26 protein-coding genes are annotated in these 15,269 nt (G+C 66.0%); all 26 read right to left on the reverse strand.

Annotated elements, in window-relative coordinates:
- Positions 1-11: 11 nt before the first annotated feature.
- On the reverse strand, positions 12-233 hold the full coding sequence (infA, locus tag AC5WAM_RS16750; RefSeq protein WP_003948620.1) for a translation initiation factor IF-1: 222 nt from the start codon (positions 231-233) through the stop codon (positions 12-14).
- 218 nt (positions 234-451) lie between these two features.
- Positions 452-1,288 (reverse strand): type I methionyl aminopeptidase, encoded by an 837-nt coding sequence (gene map, locus AC5WAM_RS16755; RefSeq protein ID WP_366789147.1) that lies wholly within the window; start codon positions 1,286-1,288, stop codon positions 452-454.
- Positions 1,289-1,439: 151 nt separating this feature from the next.
- Positions 1,440-2,096 carry an adenylate kinase gene (locus AC5WAM_RS16760; protein ID WP_366789145.1) on the reverse strand — a complete coding sequence of 219 codons (657 nt, stop codon included), beginning with the start codon at positions 2,094-2,096 and terminating at the stop codon, positions 1,440-1,442.
- Positions 2,096-3,409, reverse strand: coding sequence for a preprotein translocase subunit SecY (gene secY / locus AC5WAM_RS16765; protein WP_138961320.1), 1,314 nt, complete (start codon positions 3,407-3,409; stop codon positions 2,096-2,098). The genes AC5WAM_RS16760 and secY overlap by 1 nt, the downstream gene beginning before the upstream one ends.
- Positions 3,410-3,657: 248 nt before the next feature.
- Positions 3,658-4,113 carry a 50S ribosomal protein L15 gene (rplO, locus tag AC5WAM_RS16770; RefSeq protein WP_366789144.1) on the reverse strand — a complete coding sequence of 152 codons (456 nt, stop codon included), beginning with the start codon at positions 4,111-4,113 and terminating at the stop codon, positions 3,658-3,660.
- A 2-nt stretch (positions 4,114-4,115) separates the two neighbouring features.
- The gene (gene rpmD, locus AC5WAM_RS16775) at positions 4,116-4,295 is read right to left on the reverse strand and encodes a 50S ribosomal protein L30 (protein WP_052580766.1); all 180 of its coding nucleotides are present in this window, start codon (positions 4,293-4,295) and stop codon (positions 4,116-4,118) included.
- Complete coding sequence (rpsE, locus tag AC5WAM_RS16780; RefSeq protein ID WP_030685449.1) at positions 4,295-4,900, reverse strand: 30S ribosomal protein S5; 606 nt, start codon at positions 4,898-4,900, stop codon at positions 4,295-4,297. Before rpsE ends, rpmD begins: the two co-directional genes overlap by 1 nt.
- Before the next feature lie 40 nt (positions 4,901-4,940).
- Entirely contained in the window at positions 4,941-5,324 is a 384-nt protein-coding gene (rplR, locus tag AC5WAM_RS16785; RefSeq protein WP_138961318.1) for a 50S ribosomal protein L18, read from the reverse strand.
- 3 nt (positions 5,325-5,327) lie between these two features.
- The gene (rplF, locus tag AC5WAM_RS16790) at positions 5,328-5,867 is read right to left on the reverse strand and encodes a 50S ribosomal protein L6 (protein ID WP_138961317.1); all 540 of its coding nucleotides are present in this window, start codon (positions 5,865-5,867) and stop codon (positions 5,328-5,330) included.
- Positions 5,868-5,891: 24 nt separating this feature from the next.
- Positions 5,892-6,290, reverse strand: coding sequence for a 30S ribosomal protein S8 (gene rpsH / locus AC5WAM_RS16795; RefSeq protein WP_018528360.1), 399 nt, complete (start codon positions 6,288-6,290; stop codon positions 5,892-5,894).
- A 212-nt stretch (positions 6,291-6,502) separates the two neighbouring features.
- Complete coding sequence (locus AC5WAM_RS16800; protein ID WP_003948630.1) at positions 6,503-6,688, reverse strand: type Z 30S ribosomal protein S14; 186 nt, start codon at positions 6,686-6,688, stop codon at positions 6,503-6,505.
- A gap of 5 nt (positions 6,689-6,693) precedes the next feature.
- The gene (rplE, locus tag AC5WAM_RS16805; protein ID WP_138961315.1) at positions 6,694-7,251 is read right to left on the reverse strand and encodes a 50S ribosomal protein L5; all 558 of its coding nucleotides are present in this window, start codon (positions 7,249-7,251) and stop codon (positions 6,694-6,696) included.
- On the reverse strand, positions 7,251-7,574 hold the full coding sequence (gene rplX, locus AC5WAM_RS16810; protein ID WP_018543913.1) for a 50S ribosomal protein L24: 324 nt from the start codon (positions 7,572-7,574) through the stop codon (positions 7,251-7,253). The genes rplE and rplX overlap by 1 nt, the downstream gene beginning before the upstream one ends.
- Before the next feature lie 2 nt (positions 7,575-7,576).
- Complete coding sequence (rplN, locus tag AC5WAM_RS16815; protein WP_003974257.1) at positions 7,577-7,945, reverse strand: 50S ribosomal protein L14; 369 nt, start codon at positions 7,943-7,945, stop codon at positions 7,577-7,579.
- A 109-nt stretch (positions 7,946-8,054) separates the two neighbouring features.
- Positions 8,055-8,342: a 30S ribosomal protein S17 gene (gene rpsQ / locus AC5WAM_RS16820; protein ID WP_016434628.1), complete on the reverse strand. Its 288-nt coding sequence runs from the start codon at positions 8,340-8,342 to the stop codon at positions 8,055-8,057.
- Positions 8,342-8,566 carry a 50S ribosomal protein L29 gene (rpmC, locus tag AC5WAM_RS16825; RefSeq protein ID WP_010036720.1) on the reverse strand — a complete coding sequence of 75 codons (225 nt, stop codon included), beginning with the start codon at positions 8,564-8,566 and terminating at the stop codon, positions 8,342-8,344. Before rpmC ends, rpsQ begins: the two co-directional genes overlap by 1 nt.
- The gene (gene rplP / locus AC5WAM_RS16830; protein ID WP_366789142.1) at positions 8,566-8,985 is read right to left on the reverse strand and encodes a 50S ribosomal protein L16; all 420 of its coding nucleotides are present in this window, start codon (positions 8,983-8,985) and stop codon (positions 8,566-8,568) included. Before rplP ends, rpmC begins: the two co-directional genes overlap by 1 nt.
- Before the next feature lie 5 nt (positions 8,986-8,990).
- Complete coding sequence (rpsC, locus tag AC5WAM_RS16835) at positions 8,991-9,830, reverse strand: 30S ribosomal protein S3 (protein WP_030567260.1); 840 nt, start codon at positions 9,828-9,830, stop codon at positions 8,991-8,993.
- On the reverse strand, positions 9,830-10,177 hold the full coding sequence (rplV, locus tag AC5WAM_RS16840; RefSeq protein ID WP_030685471.1) for a 50S ribosomal protein L22: 348 nt from the start codon (positions 10,175-10,177) through the stop codon (positions 9,830-9,832). The genes rpsC and rplV overlap by 1 nt, the downstream gene beginning before the upstream one ends.
- A gap of 42 nt (positions 10,178-10,219) precedes the next feature.
- A complete protein-coding gene (gene rpsS, locus AC5WAM_RS16845) occupies positions 10,220-10,501 on the reverse strand; it encodes a 30S ribosomal protein S19 (RefSeq protein WP_003948639.1) in 282 nt (93 codons plus the stop codon).
- 12 nt (positions 10,502-10,513) lie between these two features.
- Entirely contained in the window at positions 10,514-11,350 is an 837-nt protein-coding gene (rplB, locus tag AC5WAM_RS16850; RefSeq protein ID WP_138961314.1) for a 50S ribosomal protein L2, read from the reverse strand.
- Positions 11,351-11,388: 38 nt separating this feature from the next.
- The gene (gene rplW, locus AC5WAM_RS16855) at positions 11,389-11,805 is read right to left on the reverse strand and encodes a 50S ribosomal protein L23 (protein WP_030685476.1); all 417 of its coding nucleotides are present in this window, start codon (positions 11,803-11,805) and stop codon (positions 11,389-11,391) included.
- Positions 11,805-12,455 carry a 50S ribosomal protein L4 gene (rplD, locus tag AC5WAM_RS16860; protein ID WP_030685479.1) on the reverse strand — a complete coding sequence of 217 codons (651 nt, stop codon included), beginning with the start codon at positions 12,453-12,455 and terminating at the stop codon, positions 11,805-11,807. Before rplD ends, rplW begins: the two co-directional genes overlap by 1 nt.
- An 8-nt stretch (positions 12,456-12,463) precedes the next feature.
- Positions 12,464-13,108, reverse strand: a complete 645-nt coding sequence (gene rplC / locus AC5WAM_RS16865; RefSeq protein ID WP_138961312.1) for a 50S ribosomal protein L3 — start codon at positions 13,106-13,108, stop codon at positions 12,464-12,466.
- A gap of 14 nt (positions 13,109-13,122) precedes the next feature.
- Complete coding sequence (gene rpsJ, locus AC5WAM_RS16870; RefSeq protein ID WP_003948644.1) at positions 13,123-13,431, reverse strand: 30S ribosomal protein S10; 309 nt, start codon at positions 13,429-13,431, stop codon at positions 13,123-13,125.
- Positions 13,432-13,943: 512 nt separating this feature from the next.
- On the reverse strand, positions 13,944-15,137 hold the full coding sequence (tuf, locus tag AC5WAM_RS16875; RefSeq protein WP_366789141.1) for an elongation factor Tu: 1,194 nt from the start codon (positions 15,135-15,137) through the stop codon (positions 13,944-13,946).
- Between the last annotated feature and the right edge of the window lie 132 nt (positions 15,138-15,269).

A 15,269-nucleotide genomic window follows, 5' to 3' on the forward strand; every position in this document is an offset into this window, starting at 1 on the left:
ACAGGCAAGATCTACTTGTACCGGTAGACGATCCGGCCACGCGTCAGGTCGTACGGAGACAACTCCACCACGACCCGGTCGTCAGGGAGGATGCGGATGTAGTGCATGCGCATCTTGCCGCTGATGTGTGCCAGGACCTGGTGGCCGTTCTGGAGCTCGACCTTGAACATGGCGTTCGGCAGAGACTCGACGACAGTGCCCTCGATCTCGATGGCACCTTGCTTCTTGGCCACGCTTCGCCCTTCGAATCGACTACCTTGATCGACTCTCTGCGGAGACGCAGACATGCGGATGCACGAGAGCCGACGCGTCAGTCTACGTCAGTGCACCCGGAAAGACGAATCGAGAAAGAATGCCCGCCCGGGAAGATCCTTAAGCGGCACCGCGGCAGCCCTCACCCACTGTGCCCAGAGGCCGCACACACGTGGACCGGGCCGCGGCGCGGCAGGGTCTAGCCCAGCGGGTCGGGCGCGGCGGTGACGCCGTACTCGGCGAGCTTCGCCTTGCCGCCGTCGGGCGCGGTGAGGACCAGCGGCCCCTGCTCGGTCAGCGCGACCGAGTGCTCCCAGTGCGAGGACCAGGTGCCGTCCGTGGTGATGACCGTCCAGTCGTCCGACAGGGTCTCGGTCTTCGGCGTGCCGAGCGACACCATCGGCTCGATCGCGAGGCAGAACCCGGGCACCAGCTTGGGCCCGCGCCCGCGGCGCCGCTCCACGTAGTTCAGCACGTGCGGGTCCATGTGCATCTCGGTGCCGATGCCGTGGCCGCCGTAGTCCTCGATGATCCCGTACTTGCCGGACGCGGGCCGCGGCTGGCGGCGGATGTACGTCTCGATGGCGCGGGAGACGTCGACGAGGCGGTTGCCCGGCTTCATGGCCGCGATGCCCGCCCACATCGACTCCTCGGTCACCCGGGACAGCTCGACCAGCTCCGGAGCGTGACCGCCGCCCACGAACGCGGTGAACGCGGCGTCGCCGTGCCAGCCGTCCACGATCGCGCCCGCGTCGATGGAGATGATGTCGCCGTCTTCGAGAACGACCTCGTCGCTCGGGATGCCGTGCACGACGACCTCGTTCTTCGAGGTGCAGATGGTCGCGGGGAAGCCGCCGTACCCGAGGAAGTTCGACTTGGCACCGTGCTCGGCGATCACCTTGCGCGCCACGTCGTCCAGGTCCTTGGTGGTGGCGCCCGGCACGGCCGCCGCCCGCGTGGCCTGGTGGATGGCGGCGACGACAAGTCCCGCCGCGCGCATCTTGGCGATCTGCTCGGGAGTCTTGATCTGCACCATGTCCGGGCCTGAGCCTTTCTGAACCTACGACTACGACGTACGACATACGAGGAGCACTCACCACGATACGGCCGTGGGAGTGCCCCTCGCGCCCCGCCCACGGCTGGGCCGCGGCACCCGCCCGGGGTGCCGCGGCCCAGTCACATCCGTGTCAGGCGCTCTCGCTCTGGAGGGCGGACATCGCGCGCTGCGTGACCTCGTCCACCTTGCCGAGGGCCGAGATCGTGACGACCAGGCCCTGGGCCTTGTAGTGGTCGATGATCGGCTCGGTCTCGCGGTGGTAGACGTCGAGCCGCTTGCGCACGGTCTCTTCCTTGTCGTCGCCGCGCTGGTAGAGCTCGCCGCCGCAGACGTCGCAGACGTCCTGCTGCTTCGGCGGGCTGTACGTCACGTGGAAGACGTGGCTGGAGTCGTTGCGGCAGATGCGGCGGCCCGCGATGCGCTTGACCACCTCGTCCTCGGGGACCTCCAGGTCGAGGACCGCGTCCAGCTTCTGGCCGTCGGCCTTGAGGGCCTCGTCCAGGGCCTCGGCCTGCGACACGTTGCGCGGGAAGCCGTCGAGCAGGAAGCCGTTCTCCGCGTCGGGCTGCGCCATGCGGTCCTTGGCCATGCCGATGGTCACCTCGTCGGGGACGAGGTTGCCGGCGTCCATGTAGGACTTGGCCAGCTTGCCGAGCTCCGTCTGCTGGCTGATGTTGGCGCGGAAGAGGTCGCCCGTGGAGATGTGCGGGATCGACAGGTTCTTGGCAAGGAACGCGGCCTGCGTTCCCTTGCCGGCACCGGGCGGCCCGACGAGGACGATTCGCATCAGCGGAGGAACCCTTCGTAGTTGCGCTGCTGGAGCTGGCTCTCGATCTGCTTCACGGTCTCCAGGCCCACACCCACGATGATGAGGATGCTCGTTCCACCGAAGGGGAAGTTCTGGTTGGCCCCGAAGCCCACCAACGCCATCGTTGGCACAAGAGCGATCAGACCCAGATACAGCGAGCCCGGCCAGGTGATCCGGTTGAGTACGTAGCTCAGGTACTCAGCGGTCGGTCGGCCAGCCCGGATGCCCGGGATGAAGCCACCATACTTCTTCATGTTGTCCGCGACTTCCTCCGGGTTGAAGGAGATCGCCACGTAGAAGAAGGCGAAGAAGACGATCAGGACGAAGTAGGTGACGATGTAAATCGGGTGGTCACCCTTGGTCAGGTTCTGCTCGATCCACGTCTTCCAGCTGGACTGGCCGCCGGCGAACTGGGCCACGAGCGCCGGAATGTAGAGCAGCGACGAGGCGAAGATCACAGGGATGATGCCCGCCTGGTTGACCTTCAGCGGGATGTACGTCGACGTGCCGCCGTAGGACCTGCGGCCGATCATGCGCTTCGCGTACTGCACCGGGATGCGGCGCTGCGCCTGCTCCACGAAGACCACCAGGCCGACCATGAACAGGCCGACGAGGATGACGGTGCCGAACTCGATCCAGCCGCCGGCCAGGTCGCCCTGCTTCTTGATGCCCCAGAGGGCGGCCGGGAAGGTCGCGGCGATCGAGATGAACATCAGGATCGACATGCCGTTGCCGATGCCGCGGTCGGTGATGAGCTCACCGAGCCACATGACGGTGGCCGTACCGGCGGTCATGGTGATGACCATCGTGATGGTGACGAAGATCGACTGGTCGGGAACGATCTCCGAGGCGACCGGGCAGCCCTGGAACAGGGTGCCGGTGCGGGCGGTGGCCACCAGGCCGGTGCCCTGCAGGATGGCCAGCGCGATGGTCAGGTAGCGGGTGTACTGCGTGATCTTGGCCGTGCCCGCCTGGCCCTCTTTCTTGAGGGCTTCCAGACGCGGGATCACCACGGTCAACAGCTGCAGGATGATGCTCGCCGTGATGTACGGCATGATGCCGAGCGCGAAGATCGTGATCTGCAGGAGCGCGCCGCCACTGAACATGTTGACCAGACCGAACAGGCCCTGGTTGGCATTGGCCGCGTCGATACAGGTCTGGACGTTCTTGTAGTCGATGCCCGGGATCGGGATGTGCGTCCCGAGCCGGTAGATCACGATGATGCCGAGCGTGAAGAGCAGCTTCTTGCGCAGGTCGGGCGTCTTGAACGCCCGGGCGAACGCGGTGAGCACGGTGCCTCCTGCGACCCCCGCGCTACTGCGTCAGAGGTGACGGTGGTGTGTCCGACGGATAAGTACGTGTGTGTCTAACTGAAAGCCAAGAACCGCCCGGCCGGTCGCGAGGACAGACCGCGCGGAAAGTAACAGTGCACGCCACCTTACCGGCGACCGTGCCCCCCTTGGAACGACCAACCGGGGATGCCCCTTTTGTGGGGCATCCCCGGTCGGGATCGCTCAAGTCATCGAGACGCCTGAAAACTTCAGACGAGCTCGGTGACGGTACCGCCGGCGGCGGTGATCTTCTCCTTGGCGGAGCCGGAGACGGCGTCAACCGTCACCTGCAGCGCCACGGAGACCTCGCCCTGGCCGAGGACCTTGACAAGGCTGTTCTTGCGAACGGCGCCCTTGGCGACCAGGTCGGCCACCGTGACCTCGCCACCCTCGGGGTAGAGGGCGGTGAGCTTGTCCAGGTTGACGACCTGGTACTCGGTCTTGAACGGGTTCTTGAAGCCCTTCAGCTTCGGGAGACGCATGTGGAGGGGCATCTGGCCACCCTCGAAGCGCTCCGGAACCTGGTAACGGGCCTTCGTGCCCTTGGTACCACGACCGGCCGTCTTACCCTTCGACGCCTCACCACGACCGACACGGGTCTTGGCGGTCTTGGCGCCGGGAGCCGGACGGAGGTTGTGGATCTTCAGCGGGTTGTTCTCCGCCATGATCAGACCTCCTCAACCGTCACGAGGTGGCGGACGGTGTGCACCATGCCGCGGAACTCGGGGCGGTCCTCCTTGACGACCTGCGTGTTGATGCCCTTGAGACCAAGGGAACGCAGAGTGTCACGGTGGTTCTGCTTGCTGCCGATGTACGACTTCACCTGCGTGATCTTGAGCTGCGCCATTACGCACCAGCCCCGGCACGCGCACGCAGCAGAGCGGCGGGAGCGACGTCCTCGAGCGGCAGACCACGGCGGGCCGCGATCTCCTCGGGACGCTGCAGACCCTTGAGGGCCGCCACGGTCGCGTGCACGATGTTGATCGCGTTGTCGGAGCCCAGGGACTTCGACAGGATGTCGTGAACACCGGCGCACTCGAGCACGGCACGCACGGGACCACCGGCGATAACACCGGTACCCGGCGAAGCCGGCTTGAGCAGGACGATGCCCGCGGCCTTTTCACCCTGAATCGGGTGCGGGATGGTACCGGCGATACGCGGGACCTTGAAGAAGTGCTTCTTGGCCTCCTCAACGCCCTTGGCGATGGCGGCCGGCACCTCCTTGGCCTTGCCGTAACCGACACCCACGGTGCCGTCGCCATCGCCCACCACGACCAGCGCGGTGAAGCTGAAGCGACGACCACCCTTCACAACCTTGGCGACGCGGTTGATCGCGACAACGCGCTCAACGTACGCGGTCTTCTCGGCGGCAGCTGCGCCGCCGTCACGGCCCTTCCGGTCCCGCCGCTCGCCGCCACCGGCACCGCTGCCGCGGCGCTGGGGTCCAGCCATTGGATTTACCTCTCTCTTTTCCGCTAGCTACGCAGCGAGCTCAGAACTTGAGCCCGGCCTCGCGGGCGGCGTCGGCCAGGGCCGCGATGCGACCCGCGTACCGGTTACCGCCACGGTCGAACACGACAGCCTCGACACCGGCGGCCTTGGCACGCTCGGCGACCAGGGCGCCGACCTTGCCGGCCTGCGCCGACTTGTCGTCCGAGCCACCACGGATGGACGCGTCCAGGGTCGACGCCGACGCCAGGGTGTGACCCTGGATGTCGTCGATGACCTGGGCCACGATGTGGCGGTTGGAGCGCGTCACGACCAGGCGCGGACGCTCAGCCGTACCCGAGATGTGCTTACGGATCCGGATGTGACGACGCTTGATGGCAGCACGCTTGTAAGCGTCGCCCTTAGCAATCTTGACACCGTATGCCATGGCTTACTTACCCGCCTTTCCGACCTTGCGGCGGATGACTTCGCCCTCGTACTTGACGCCCTTGGCCTTGTACGGGTCAGGCTTGCGCAGCTTGCGGATGTTGGCCGCAACCTCGCCGACCTTCTGCTTGTCGATGCCCTCGACCGAGAACTTGGTCGGCGACTCGACCTTGAACGAGATGCCCTCGGGCGCCTCGATCAGGATCGGGTGGCTGTAGCCGAGCGAGAACTCCAGGTTGGAGCCCTTCGCCAGGACGCGGTAACCGACACCGCTGATCTCGAGCTTCTTCACGTAACCCTGGGTCACACCGGTGATCATGTTCGCCACCAGCGTGCGGGACAGGCCGTGCAGGGCCTTGTTCTGACGCTCGTCGTTCGGGCGGGTGACGTTCAGAACGCCGTCCTCACCCTTAGCGATCTCGATCGGCGACACGACGGTGTGGCTCAGGGTGCCCTTGGGACCCTTCACCTGGACCGTCTGGCCGTCGATGGTGACGTCCACGCCGGCGGGAACCGTGATGGGGAGCTTGCCAATACGCGACATAGCTGTTTCCTCCGTTCCCTTCCGCTACCAGACGTAGGCGAGGACTTCCCCACCCACGCCCTTCTTGCCCGCCTGCTGGCCGGTGAGCAGACCGTGCGACGTGGAGATGATGGCCACGCCCAGGCCGCCGAGCACCTTCGGCAGGTTGGTGGACTTCGCGTAAACACGCAGACCAGGCTTCGAGATCCGCTTGATGCCCGCGATGGAGCGCTCACGGTTCGGCCCGAACTTGAGCTCGAGAACGAGGTTCTTGCCGACCTCGGCGTCCTCGACCTTCCAGCCCGTGATGAAACCCTCCTGCTGGAGGATCTCCGCGATGTGCGACTTGATCTTGCTGTGCGGCATCGCCACGGTGTCGTGGTATGCCGAGTTCGCGTTCCGCAGACGCGTAAGCATGTCTGCGATCGGATCAGTCATGGTCATGAATTGGCCTTCGGCCTCTCTCGCCGGGGTTTCCTGTCTGCGCCATCCCTCTCCCCACTCATGGGCGGGACGGGTGCGGCGCGGGGACCTACGGCGTAGTAAGTCGTACGAGGGCGGCAGGGCGCCCAACCACACAAGCCTAAGGCATGCGCGGCCGGGCCCCCACCGACCTCATTGCTTACCGAGAGACTCCGGTCATCCCAACTGGGGGATTACCAGGAGCTCTTGGTCACGCCCGGCAGCTCGCCACGGTGAGCCATCTCACGAAGGCACACGCGGCACAGGCCGAACTTGCGGTACACGGAGTGCGGGCGGCCGCAGCGCTGGCAGCGGGTGTAGCCACGCACACCGAACTTGGGCTTGCGAGCAGCCTTAGCGATCAGAGCCTTCTTCGCCATCTCGCTCACGCCTCCTTGAACGGGAAGCCGAGGTGACGAAGGAGCGCGCGGCCCTCAGCGTCGTTGGTCGCCGTGGTCACCACGGTGATGTCCATACCCCGGACACGGTCGATCTTGTCCTGGTCGATCTCGTGGAACATGACCTGCTCCGTGAGACCGAAGGTGTAGTTGCCACGGCCGTCGAACTGCTTGGGGGACAGACCACGGAAGTCGCGGATACGCGGCAGCGCGAGCGACAGGGTGCGGTCCAGGAACTCCCACATGCGGTCGCCACGGAGGGTGACGTGGGCACCGATCGGCTGACCCTCACGCAGCTTGAACTGCGCGATGGACTTGCGGGCCTTGGTGATGGCCGGCTTCTGACCGGTGATCGTGGTCAGGTCACGGACGGCACCGTCCATGAGCTTGGAGTCACGGGCGGCGTCGCCGACACCCATGTTGACCACGATCTTCACGAGGCCGGGGATCTGCATGACGTTCTCGTACGAGAACTCCTCCTGCAGCTTGCCCTTGATCTCCTCGCGGTACTTCGTCTTGAGGCGCGGAGTGGTGGTGGTCGTCATCAGATGTCCTCACCCGTCCGCTTGGCAACGCGGATCTTGTTGCCCTCGTCGTCGAAGCGGTAGCCGACGCGCGTGACGACCTTGTTGCCGTCCTTCTCAACGACCAGCTGGACGTTGGAGACGTGGATCGGCGCCTCGGTCGTGACGATGCCACCGGCCTGGGAGCCGGAGGCCGTGGGGCCGGCCTTCGTGTGCTTCTTGACCCGGTTGACACCCTCGACCAGGACGCGCTCGTCGCGCGGGTAAGCGGCAATGACCTTGCCCTGCTTGCCCTTGTCCTTGCCGGTGATGACCTGGACCAGGTCGCCCTTCTTGATCTTCATGCTTACAGCACCTCCGGCGCGAGCGAGATGATCTTCATGAACTTCTTCTCGCGCAGCTCACGGCCCACCGGGCCGAAGATACGGGTGCCGCGAGGGTCGCCGTCGTTCTTCAGAATGACGGCGGCGTTCTCGTCGAAGCGGATGTACGAGCCGTCCGGACGGCGGCGCTCCTTGACGGTGCGAACGATGACCGCCTTGACGACGTCACCCTTCTTCACGTTGCCACCGGGGATCGCGTCCTTGACGGTGGCGACGATGACGTCACCGATGCCCGCGTAGCGGCGACCCGAGCCACCGAGAACACGGATGGTGAGGATTTCCTTCGCACCCGTGTTGTCGGCGACGCGAAGTCGCGACTCCTGCTGGATCACGTCTATCTCCTGTTTGTCTGCCGGTTCCCGGCAGGGGCCTCGTCCCTAGCGGGAGTGGGGCCCCTGCCGAGCCTGGCGGAACTGAACCTGAAGGAAACCCTTCAGGTAATTACTTGGCCTTCTCGAGGATCTCGACGACGCGCCAGCGCTTCGTCGCGGACAGCGGCCGGGTCTCCGCGAGGAGGACACGGTCGCCGACGCCCGCGGCGTTCTGCTCGTCGTGCGCCTTGAGCTTGTTCGTACGGCGGATGACCTTGCCGTACAGCGCGTGCTTGACGCGGTCCTCGACTGCGACGACGACGGTCTTGTCCATCTTGTCGCTGACGACCAGACCCTCGCGGGTCTTGCGGAAGCCGCGCGCGGCCTTCGTCTCTTCAGTCACGTTGCTCTCGCTCATCAGGCGCTCTCCACCGTCTCGATGCCCAGCTCGCGCTCACGCATCAGGGTGTAGATCCGCGCGATGTCCTTACGGACGGCCTTGAGCCGACCGTGGTTCTCGAGCTGACCCGTCGCCGCCTGGAAGCGGAGGTTGAACAGCTCTTCCTTGGCCTCGCGGAGCTTGTTCAGGAGCTCCTCGTTGCCCAGCTCGCGCAGCTCGGACGCCTTGGTACCGGCCGACATCACGCTTCACCTGCCTCGCGCTTGACGATCCGGCACTTCATCGGCAGCTTGTGGGCCGCACGGGTCAGCGCCTCACGGGCGATCTTCTCGTTGGGGTACGACAGCTCGAACATGACGCGTCCGGGCTTGACGTTGGCGATCCACCACTCCGGCGAACCCTTACCGGAACCCATGCGGGTCTCGGCAGGCTTCTTGGTGAGGGGACGGTCCGGGTAGATGTTGATCCAGACCTTGCCGCCACGCTTGATGTGGCGGGTCATCGCGATACGCGCGGCCTCGATCTGACGGTTGGTGACGTACGCCGGGCCCAGGGCCTGGATGCCGTACTCACCGAACGCAACCTGCGTGCCACCCTTGCTCATGCCCGAGCGCTTGGGGTGGTGCTGCTTGCGGTGCTTGACCCTACGGGGGATCAGCATGTCGGTCAGGCCTCCGTTCCGGTGCTCTCAGCAGCCGGAGCGGCAGCGGCGGGAGCCTCGGCCTTGGGGGCCTCGGCAGCCGGCGCGGACTGCTGCTGCGGCTTGCGGCCGCGGCCGCCACGCTCGCCACCACGGCCACCGCGGGCCGGGCGGTCGTTGCCACCACGGGCCGGGCGGTTGCCGGCGCGGGCAGCGGCGTTCTCGGCGCGGACCTCGGCGATGTTCTTGACGTCGCCCTTGTAGATCCAGACCTTCACGCCGATGCGGCCGAAGGTCGTCTTGGCCTCGAAGAAGCCGTAGTCCACGTTGGCGCGGAGCGTGTGCAGGGGCACACGGCCCTCGCGGTAGAACTCCGAACGGGACATCTCGGCACCGCCGAGACGACCGCCACACTGGATCTTGATGCCCTTGGCGCCCGCCTTCATCGCCGACTGCATGCTCTTGCGCATGGCACGGCGGAAGGAGACGCGGGAGGACAGCTGCTCGGCAACGGCCTGGGCCACGAGCTGAGCGTCCGTCTCGGGGTTCTTGACCTCGAGGATGTTCAGCTGGACCTGCTTGCCCGTGAGCTTCTCGAGGTCACCGCGGATGCGGTCGGCCTCGGCGCCACGGCGGCCGATGACGATGCCGGGACGAGCGGTGTGGATGTCCACACGCACGCGGTCACGGGTGCGCTCGATCTCCACCTTCGAGATGCCGGCGCGCTCCATGCCGGACGTCATCATCCGACGGATGGCGACGTCTTCCTTGACGTAGTCCTTGTACAGCTTGTCGGCGTACCAACGCGACTTGAAGTCGGTCGTGACACCGAGCCGGAACCCGTGCGGGTTTACCTTCTGGCCCATTACCGGGTTCCTTCCTTGCTGCTGACGACCACGGTGATGTGGCTGGTCCGCTTACGGATCCGGTAGGCACGGCCCTGGGCACGCGGACGGAACCGCTTCAGGGTCGGGCCCTCGTCCACGTACGCCTCGCTGATGTACAGCGACGAGGCGTCCGTGTGGTCGTAGTTGTGCGCGGCGTTGGCGATGGCGCTGTCCAGCACCTTGCCGACCGGCACGCTGGCGGCCTGCGGGGCGAAACGCAGGACCGCCTGAGCCTCCGTGGCATCCATGCCACGGATGAGGTCCACCACGCGGCGGGCCTTCATGGGCGTGACGCGGATGTACCGCGCCTGGGCCCTGGCTTCCATGGTTGTCCCTTCGGTGTTAGTCATAGTCGATTCCACCCCGCCTTAGCGGCGCTTCGACTTCCGGTCGTCCTTGACGTGACCCCGGAAGGTGCGCGTCGGCGAGAACTCGCCGAGCTTGTGGCCGACCATCGACTCGGTGACGAACACCGGGATGTGGGTCTTGCCGTTGTGCACCGCGATCGTGTGGCCGAGCATGGCCGGGACGATCATCGAGCGGCGGGACCAGGTCTTGATGACGTTCTTGGTGCCGGCTTCGTTCTGGACATCCACCTTCTTGATCAGGTGGTCGTCGACGAAGGGCCCCTTCTTCAGGCTACGAGGCATCTCAACCCGTCCTTAGCGCTTCTTGTTCGTCTTGCGGCGGCGGACGATGTACTTGTTCGACGCCTTCTTGGGCGAACGAGTACGGCCTTCCTTCTTGCCCCAGGGCGAGACCGGGTGACGACCACCGGAGGTCTTGCCCTCACCACCACCGTGCGGGTGGTCAACCGGGTTCATCACGACACCGCGAACGGTGGGACGGACGCCCAGCCAGCGCTTGCGGCCGGCCTTGCCCCAGTTGATGTTCGACTGCTCGGCGTTGCCGACCTCACCGATGGTGGCGCGGCAGCGGACGTCGACCAGACGGATCTCGCCCGACGGCATGCGCAGGTGGGCCATCGAGCCCTCCTTCGCGAGCAGCTGCACCGAGGCACCCGCGGAGCGGGCGAACTTGGCGCCGCCGCCCGGACGGAGCTCGATCGCGTGGATCGTGGTACCGACCGGGATGTTGCGCAGGGCAAGGTTGTTGCCGGGCTTGATGTCGGCGCCAGGGCCGTTCTCCACCCGGTCACCCTGCGCCAGGTTGCGCGGAGCGATGATGTAGCGCTTCTCGCCGTCTGCGTAGTGCAGCAGGGCGATGCGCGCGGTGCGGTTCGGGTCGTACTCGATGTGCGCGACCTTGGCCGGCACGCCGTCCTTGTCGTGACGACGGAAGTCGATCACACGGTAGGCGCGCTTGTGTCCGCCACCCTGGTGGCGAACGGTCACACGACCGGCGTTGTTACGGCCGCCCTTGCTGTGCAGGGGGCGGACCAGCGACTTCTCCGGCGTGGACCGCGTGACCTCGACGAAGTCGGCGACGGAGGAGCCACGGCGGCCCGGCGTCGTCGGCTTGTACTTGCGGATTCCCATTTCTCAGTCCTCGTCCGATATTCGGACCAGGGTCTCCGTTAGGAGGCCTGGCCGAAGATGTCGATACGGTCGCCCTCAGCAAGGGTCACGATCGCGCGCTTGGAGTCGGCACGCTTGCCGAAGCCCGTACGAGTGCGCTTGCGCTTGCCCTGGCGGTTGAGCGTGTTGACGCCGGTGACCTTGACCGAGAAGACCGCCTCGACGGCCTGCTTGATCTGGGTCTTGTTGGCGCCGGGCGCGACGACGAAGGTGTACTTGCCCTCGTCGAGCAGCGCGTAGCTCTTCTCCGAGACGACCGGCTTGAGGAGCACGTCACGGGGGTCCGTGAAGCTCTTGCTCAGCGGCGTCTCGACGGTGTTCTTGCCCTCGGTGGCGTGGCGCTTCGCCTTGGCGACGCGCGCGGCCTTGGCGGCCTTGGCGGCCTTCGAGGCGATAGCGGGGTGACGGATAGCCATCAGGCCTCGCTCCCTTCGGTGTCATTGGCCTTCGGGCCCGACACGAAGGACTCGAACGCGGCCTGGGTGAAGACCACGTCGTCCGAGACGAGAACGTCGTACGTGTTCAGCTGGCCCGGCTCCAGGATGTGGACCTGGGGCAGGTTGCGGGCGGACAGCACAGCCTTCTCGTTCTCGCGCTCGACGACCAGGAGCACGTTCTTGCGCTCGCTGATCTTGCCGAGGAGAGCCTTGACGGCCTTCGTGGAGATGTCGCCCTCGACCACGTCGGAGACGACGTGGATGCGGCTGTTGCGGGCCCGGTCGGTGAGGGCACCGCGCAGGGCGGCGGCCTTCATCTTCTTCGGGGTCCGCTGCGAGTAGTCACGCGGCACGGGACCGTGCACGACGCCACCACCGGCGAACTGCGGCGCGCGGGTCGAACCCTGGCGGGCGCGGCCGGTGCCCTTCTGGCGGTACGGCTTCTTGCCGCCACCACGGACCTCGCCGCGCGTCTTGGTCTTGTGCGTGCCCTGGCGGGCAGCGGCCAGCTGCGCGACAACGACCTGGTGGATCAGCGGGATGCTGACCTTCGCGTCGAAGATCTCCGCGGGGAGCTCGACGGTACCGGCCTTGTCGCCTGCCGGCGAAAGGATCTCAACAGTGCTCATCGGTTACCTCAGGCCCCCTTGGCCGCGGTGCGGACCAGGACGAGGCCGCCGTTCGGACCGGGAACCGCGCCCTTGATGAGCAGCAGACCCTTCTCCGCGTCAACGGCGTGGACGGTCAGGTTCTGGGTGGTGACCCGCTCGTTGCCCATGCGGCCCGCCATGCGGAGGCCCTTGAACACGCGGCCCGGGGTGGCGCAGCCACCGATGGAGCCGGGCGAGCGGTGCTTGCGCTGGGTGCCGTGGCTGGAGCCGAGGCCACCGAAGTTGTGGCGCTTCATGACACCGGCGAAGCCCTTGCCCTTGCTCTTGCCGGTCACGTCGACCTTGACGCCCGACTCGAAGGTCTCGGCGGTGAGCTCCTGGCCGAGGGTGTACTCGGACGCGTCCGAGGTACGGATCTCGACGAGGTGGCGACGGGGGGTCACGTCGGCCTTGGCGAAGTGGCCCTTGAGGGGCTTGTTCACCTTGCGCGGGTCGATCTCGCCGAAGGCGATCTGGACCGACTCGTAGCCGTCGCTGTCATTCGTACGGACCTGGGTAACAACGCAGGGCCCGGCCTTGACCACGGTCACGGGGACGACACGGTTGTTCTCGTCCCAGACCTGGGTCATGCCGAGCTTCTCGCCCAGGATGCCCTTGATCTGCTTGGTCATCTCTTCCGTGCCTCTCAGAGCTTGATCTCGATGTCAACGCCGGCCGGAAGGTCCAGGCGCATCAGCGAGTCAACGGTCTTGGGCGTCGGGTCGAGGATGTCGATCAGGCGCTTGTGCGTGCGCATCTCGAAGTGCTCGCGCGAGTCCTTGTACTTGTGCGGCGACTTGATGACGCAGTACACGTTCTTCTCAGTGGGCAGCGGCACCGGGCCCGCGACCGACGCACCAGTACGCGTCACCGTCTCGACGATCTTCTTCGCCGAGGAGTCGATGACCTCGTGGTCGTAGGCCTTGAGCCGGATGCGGATCTTCTGTCCCGCCATGGCTACTTAGTAGTCCTTCGTCTCGAACGCTCTGGCCCCCGGAAGGCCCGTTTTTCTACTTCCTCCGACCCACGCGGTCGGGCGTGTCGCAGTCCCGCTCACACAGATCTCCCGAAGGATTTCCCTGCTAGGGGCTGCGGCCCTGCATGACCGCGGGTCCGGGGGAAGAAACCCACCGGGCGCCTGGCCGAGCCACCGCACCGCACTTCCCGAAAGATTCCCGTACGTCCGCCACAGCGCTGCCTTACGACAGATGGGGCGACGAGTACTGTGGGACTCGCTTTCAGTCCTCCCGGCGGGAGGCGCACAGCATCGGCACTCAACCGAGCAACCTGAACAGTGTGCCACACCTGGGACGACGAAGGCCAATCGAGCTGATTGTCAAGCGGCACGGCCGCCCGCGGCGCGCCCCGGAACGGCAAAAGGCCCCGCCCGCCGTAATGGCGAGCGGGGCCTCTTGCTGCGCTCAGTTCAGAGCAGCCGGGTCACCCCGACCAGCAAGCAAGCGGAGCTTACTTGTTGATCTTGACGACCTGGCCGGCGCCGACGGTCCGGCCACCCTCACGGATGGCGAACTTCAGGCCCTCTTCCATGGCGACGGGCTGGATGAGCTCCACCTTCATCTCGGTGTTGTCACCCGGCATGACCATCTCGGTGCCCTCGGGGAGGGTCACGACGCCGGTCACGTCCGTCGTACGGAAGTAGAACTGCGGGCGGTAGTTGTTGAAGAACGGGGTGTGACGGCCACCCTCGTCCTTCGACAGGATGTACGCCTGCGCCTCGAACTCGGTGTGCGGGGTGACCGAGCCCGGCTTGATGATGACCTGGCCGCGCTCGACGTCCTCGCGCTTGATGCCGCGGAGCAGCAGACCGACGTTCTCACCGGCCTGGCCCTCGTCGAGCAGCTTGCGGAACATCTCGATGCCGGTGACCGTGGTGGTGGTCTTCTCGGTCTTGATGCCGATGATGTCGACGGTCTCGTTGACCTTGAGGACACCACGCTCGATACGACCGGTGACGACGGTGCCACGACCGGTGATCGTGAAGACGTCCTCGATCGGCATCAGGAACGGCTTGTCGACGTCACGCTCGGGCTGCGGGATGGCCTCGTCGACGGCCTTCATCAGGTCGAGGACGGACTTGCCCCACTCGGCGTCGCCCTCGAGCGCCTTGAGCGCCGAGACCTTGACGACCGGGACGTCGTCGCCCGGGAACTCGTACTCGGAGAGGAGCTCACGGACCTCGAGCTCGACGAGCTCCAGGATCTCCTCGTCGTCCACCATGTCGGCCTTGTTCAGGGCGACGACGATGTACGGAACGCCGACCTGGCGGGCCAGGAGCACGTGCTCCTTGGTCTGCGGCATCGGGCCGTCGGTGGCGGCGACCACGAGGATGGCGCCGTCCATCTGCGCGGCACCCGTGATCATGTTCTTGATGTAGTCCGCGTGACCGGGGCAGTCGACGTGGGCGTAGTGACGCGTCTCCGTCTGGTACTCGACGTGCGCGATGGAGATGGTGATACCGCGCTGGCGCTCCTCGGGAGCCTTGTCGATCTGGTCGAAGGCCGAGGCCTCGTTCAGGTCGGGGTACGCGTCGTGCAGCACCTTGGTAATGGCGGCCGTGAGGGTCGTCTTACCGTGGTCAATGTGACCGATGGTGCCGATGTTGACGTGCGGCTTAGTCCGCTCGAACTTCGCCTTCGCCACTGGGGTCCTCCTGTGGAGTGGTTCTGTACGCCTTACTTCATCGGCGCCAGGTGATCTTTGCTGGGGTGCCGACCGCCGGGGCATTCCTCACGGATCGCGGGGTTTGCCCCGGCCGACGGTGTCAAGCCTAAA

This window comes from Streptomyces sp. JLYT201, from assembly GCF_059448825.1.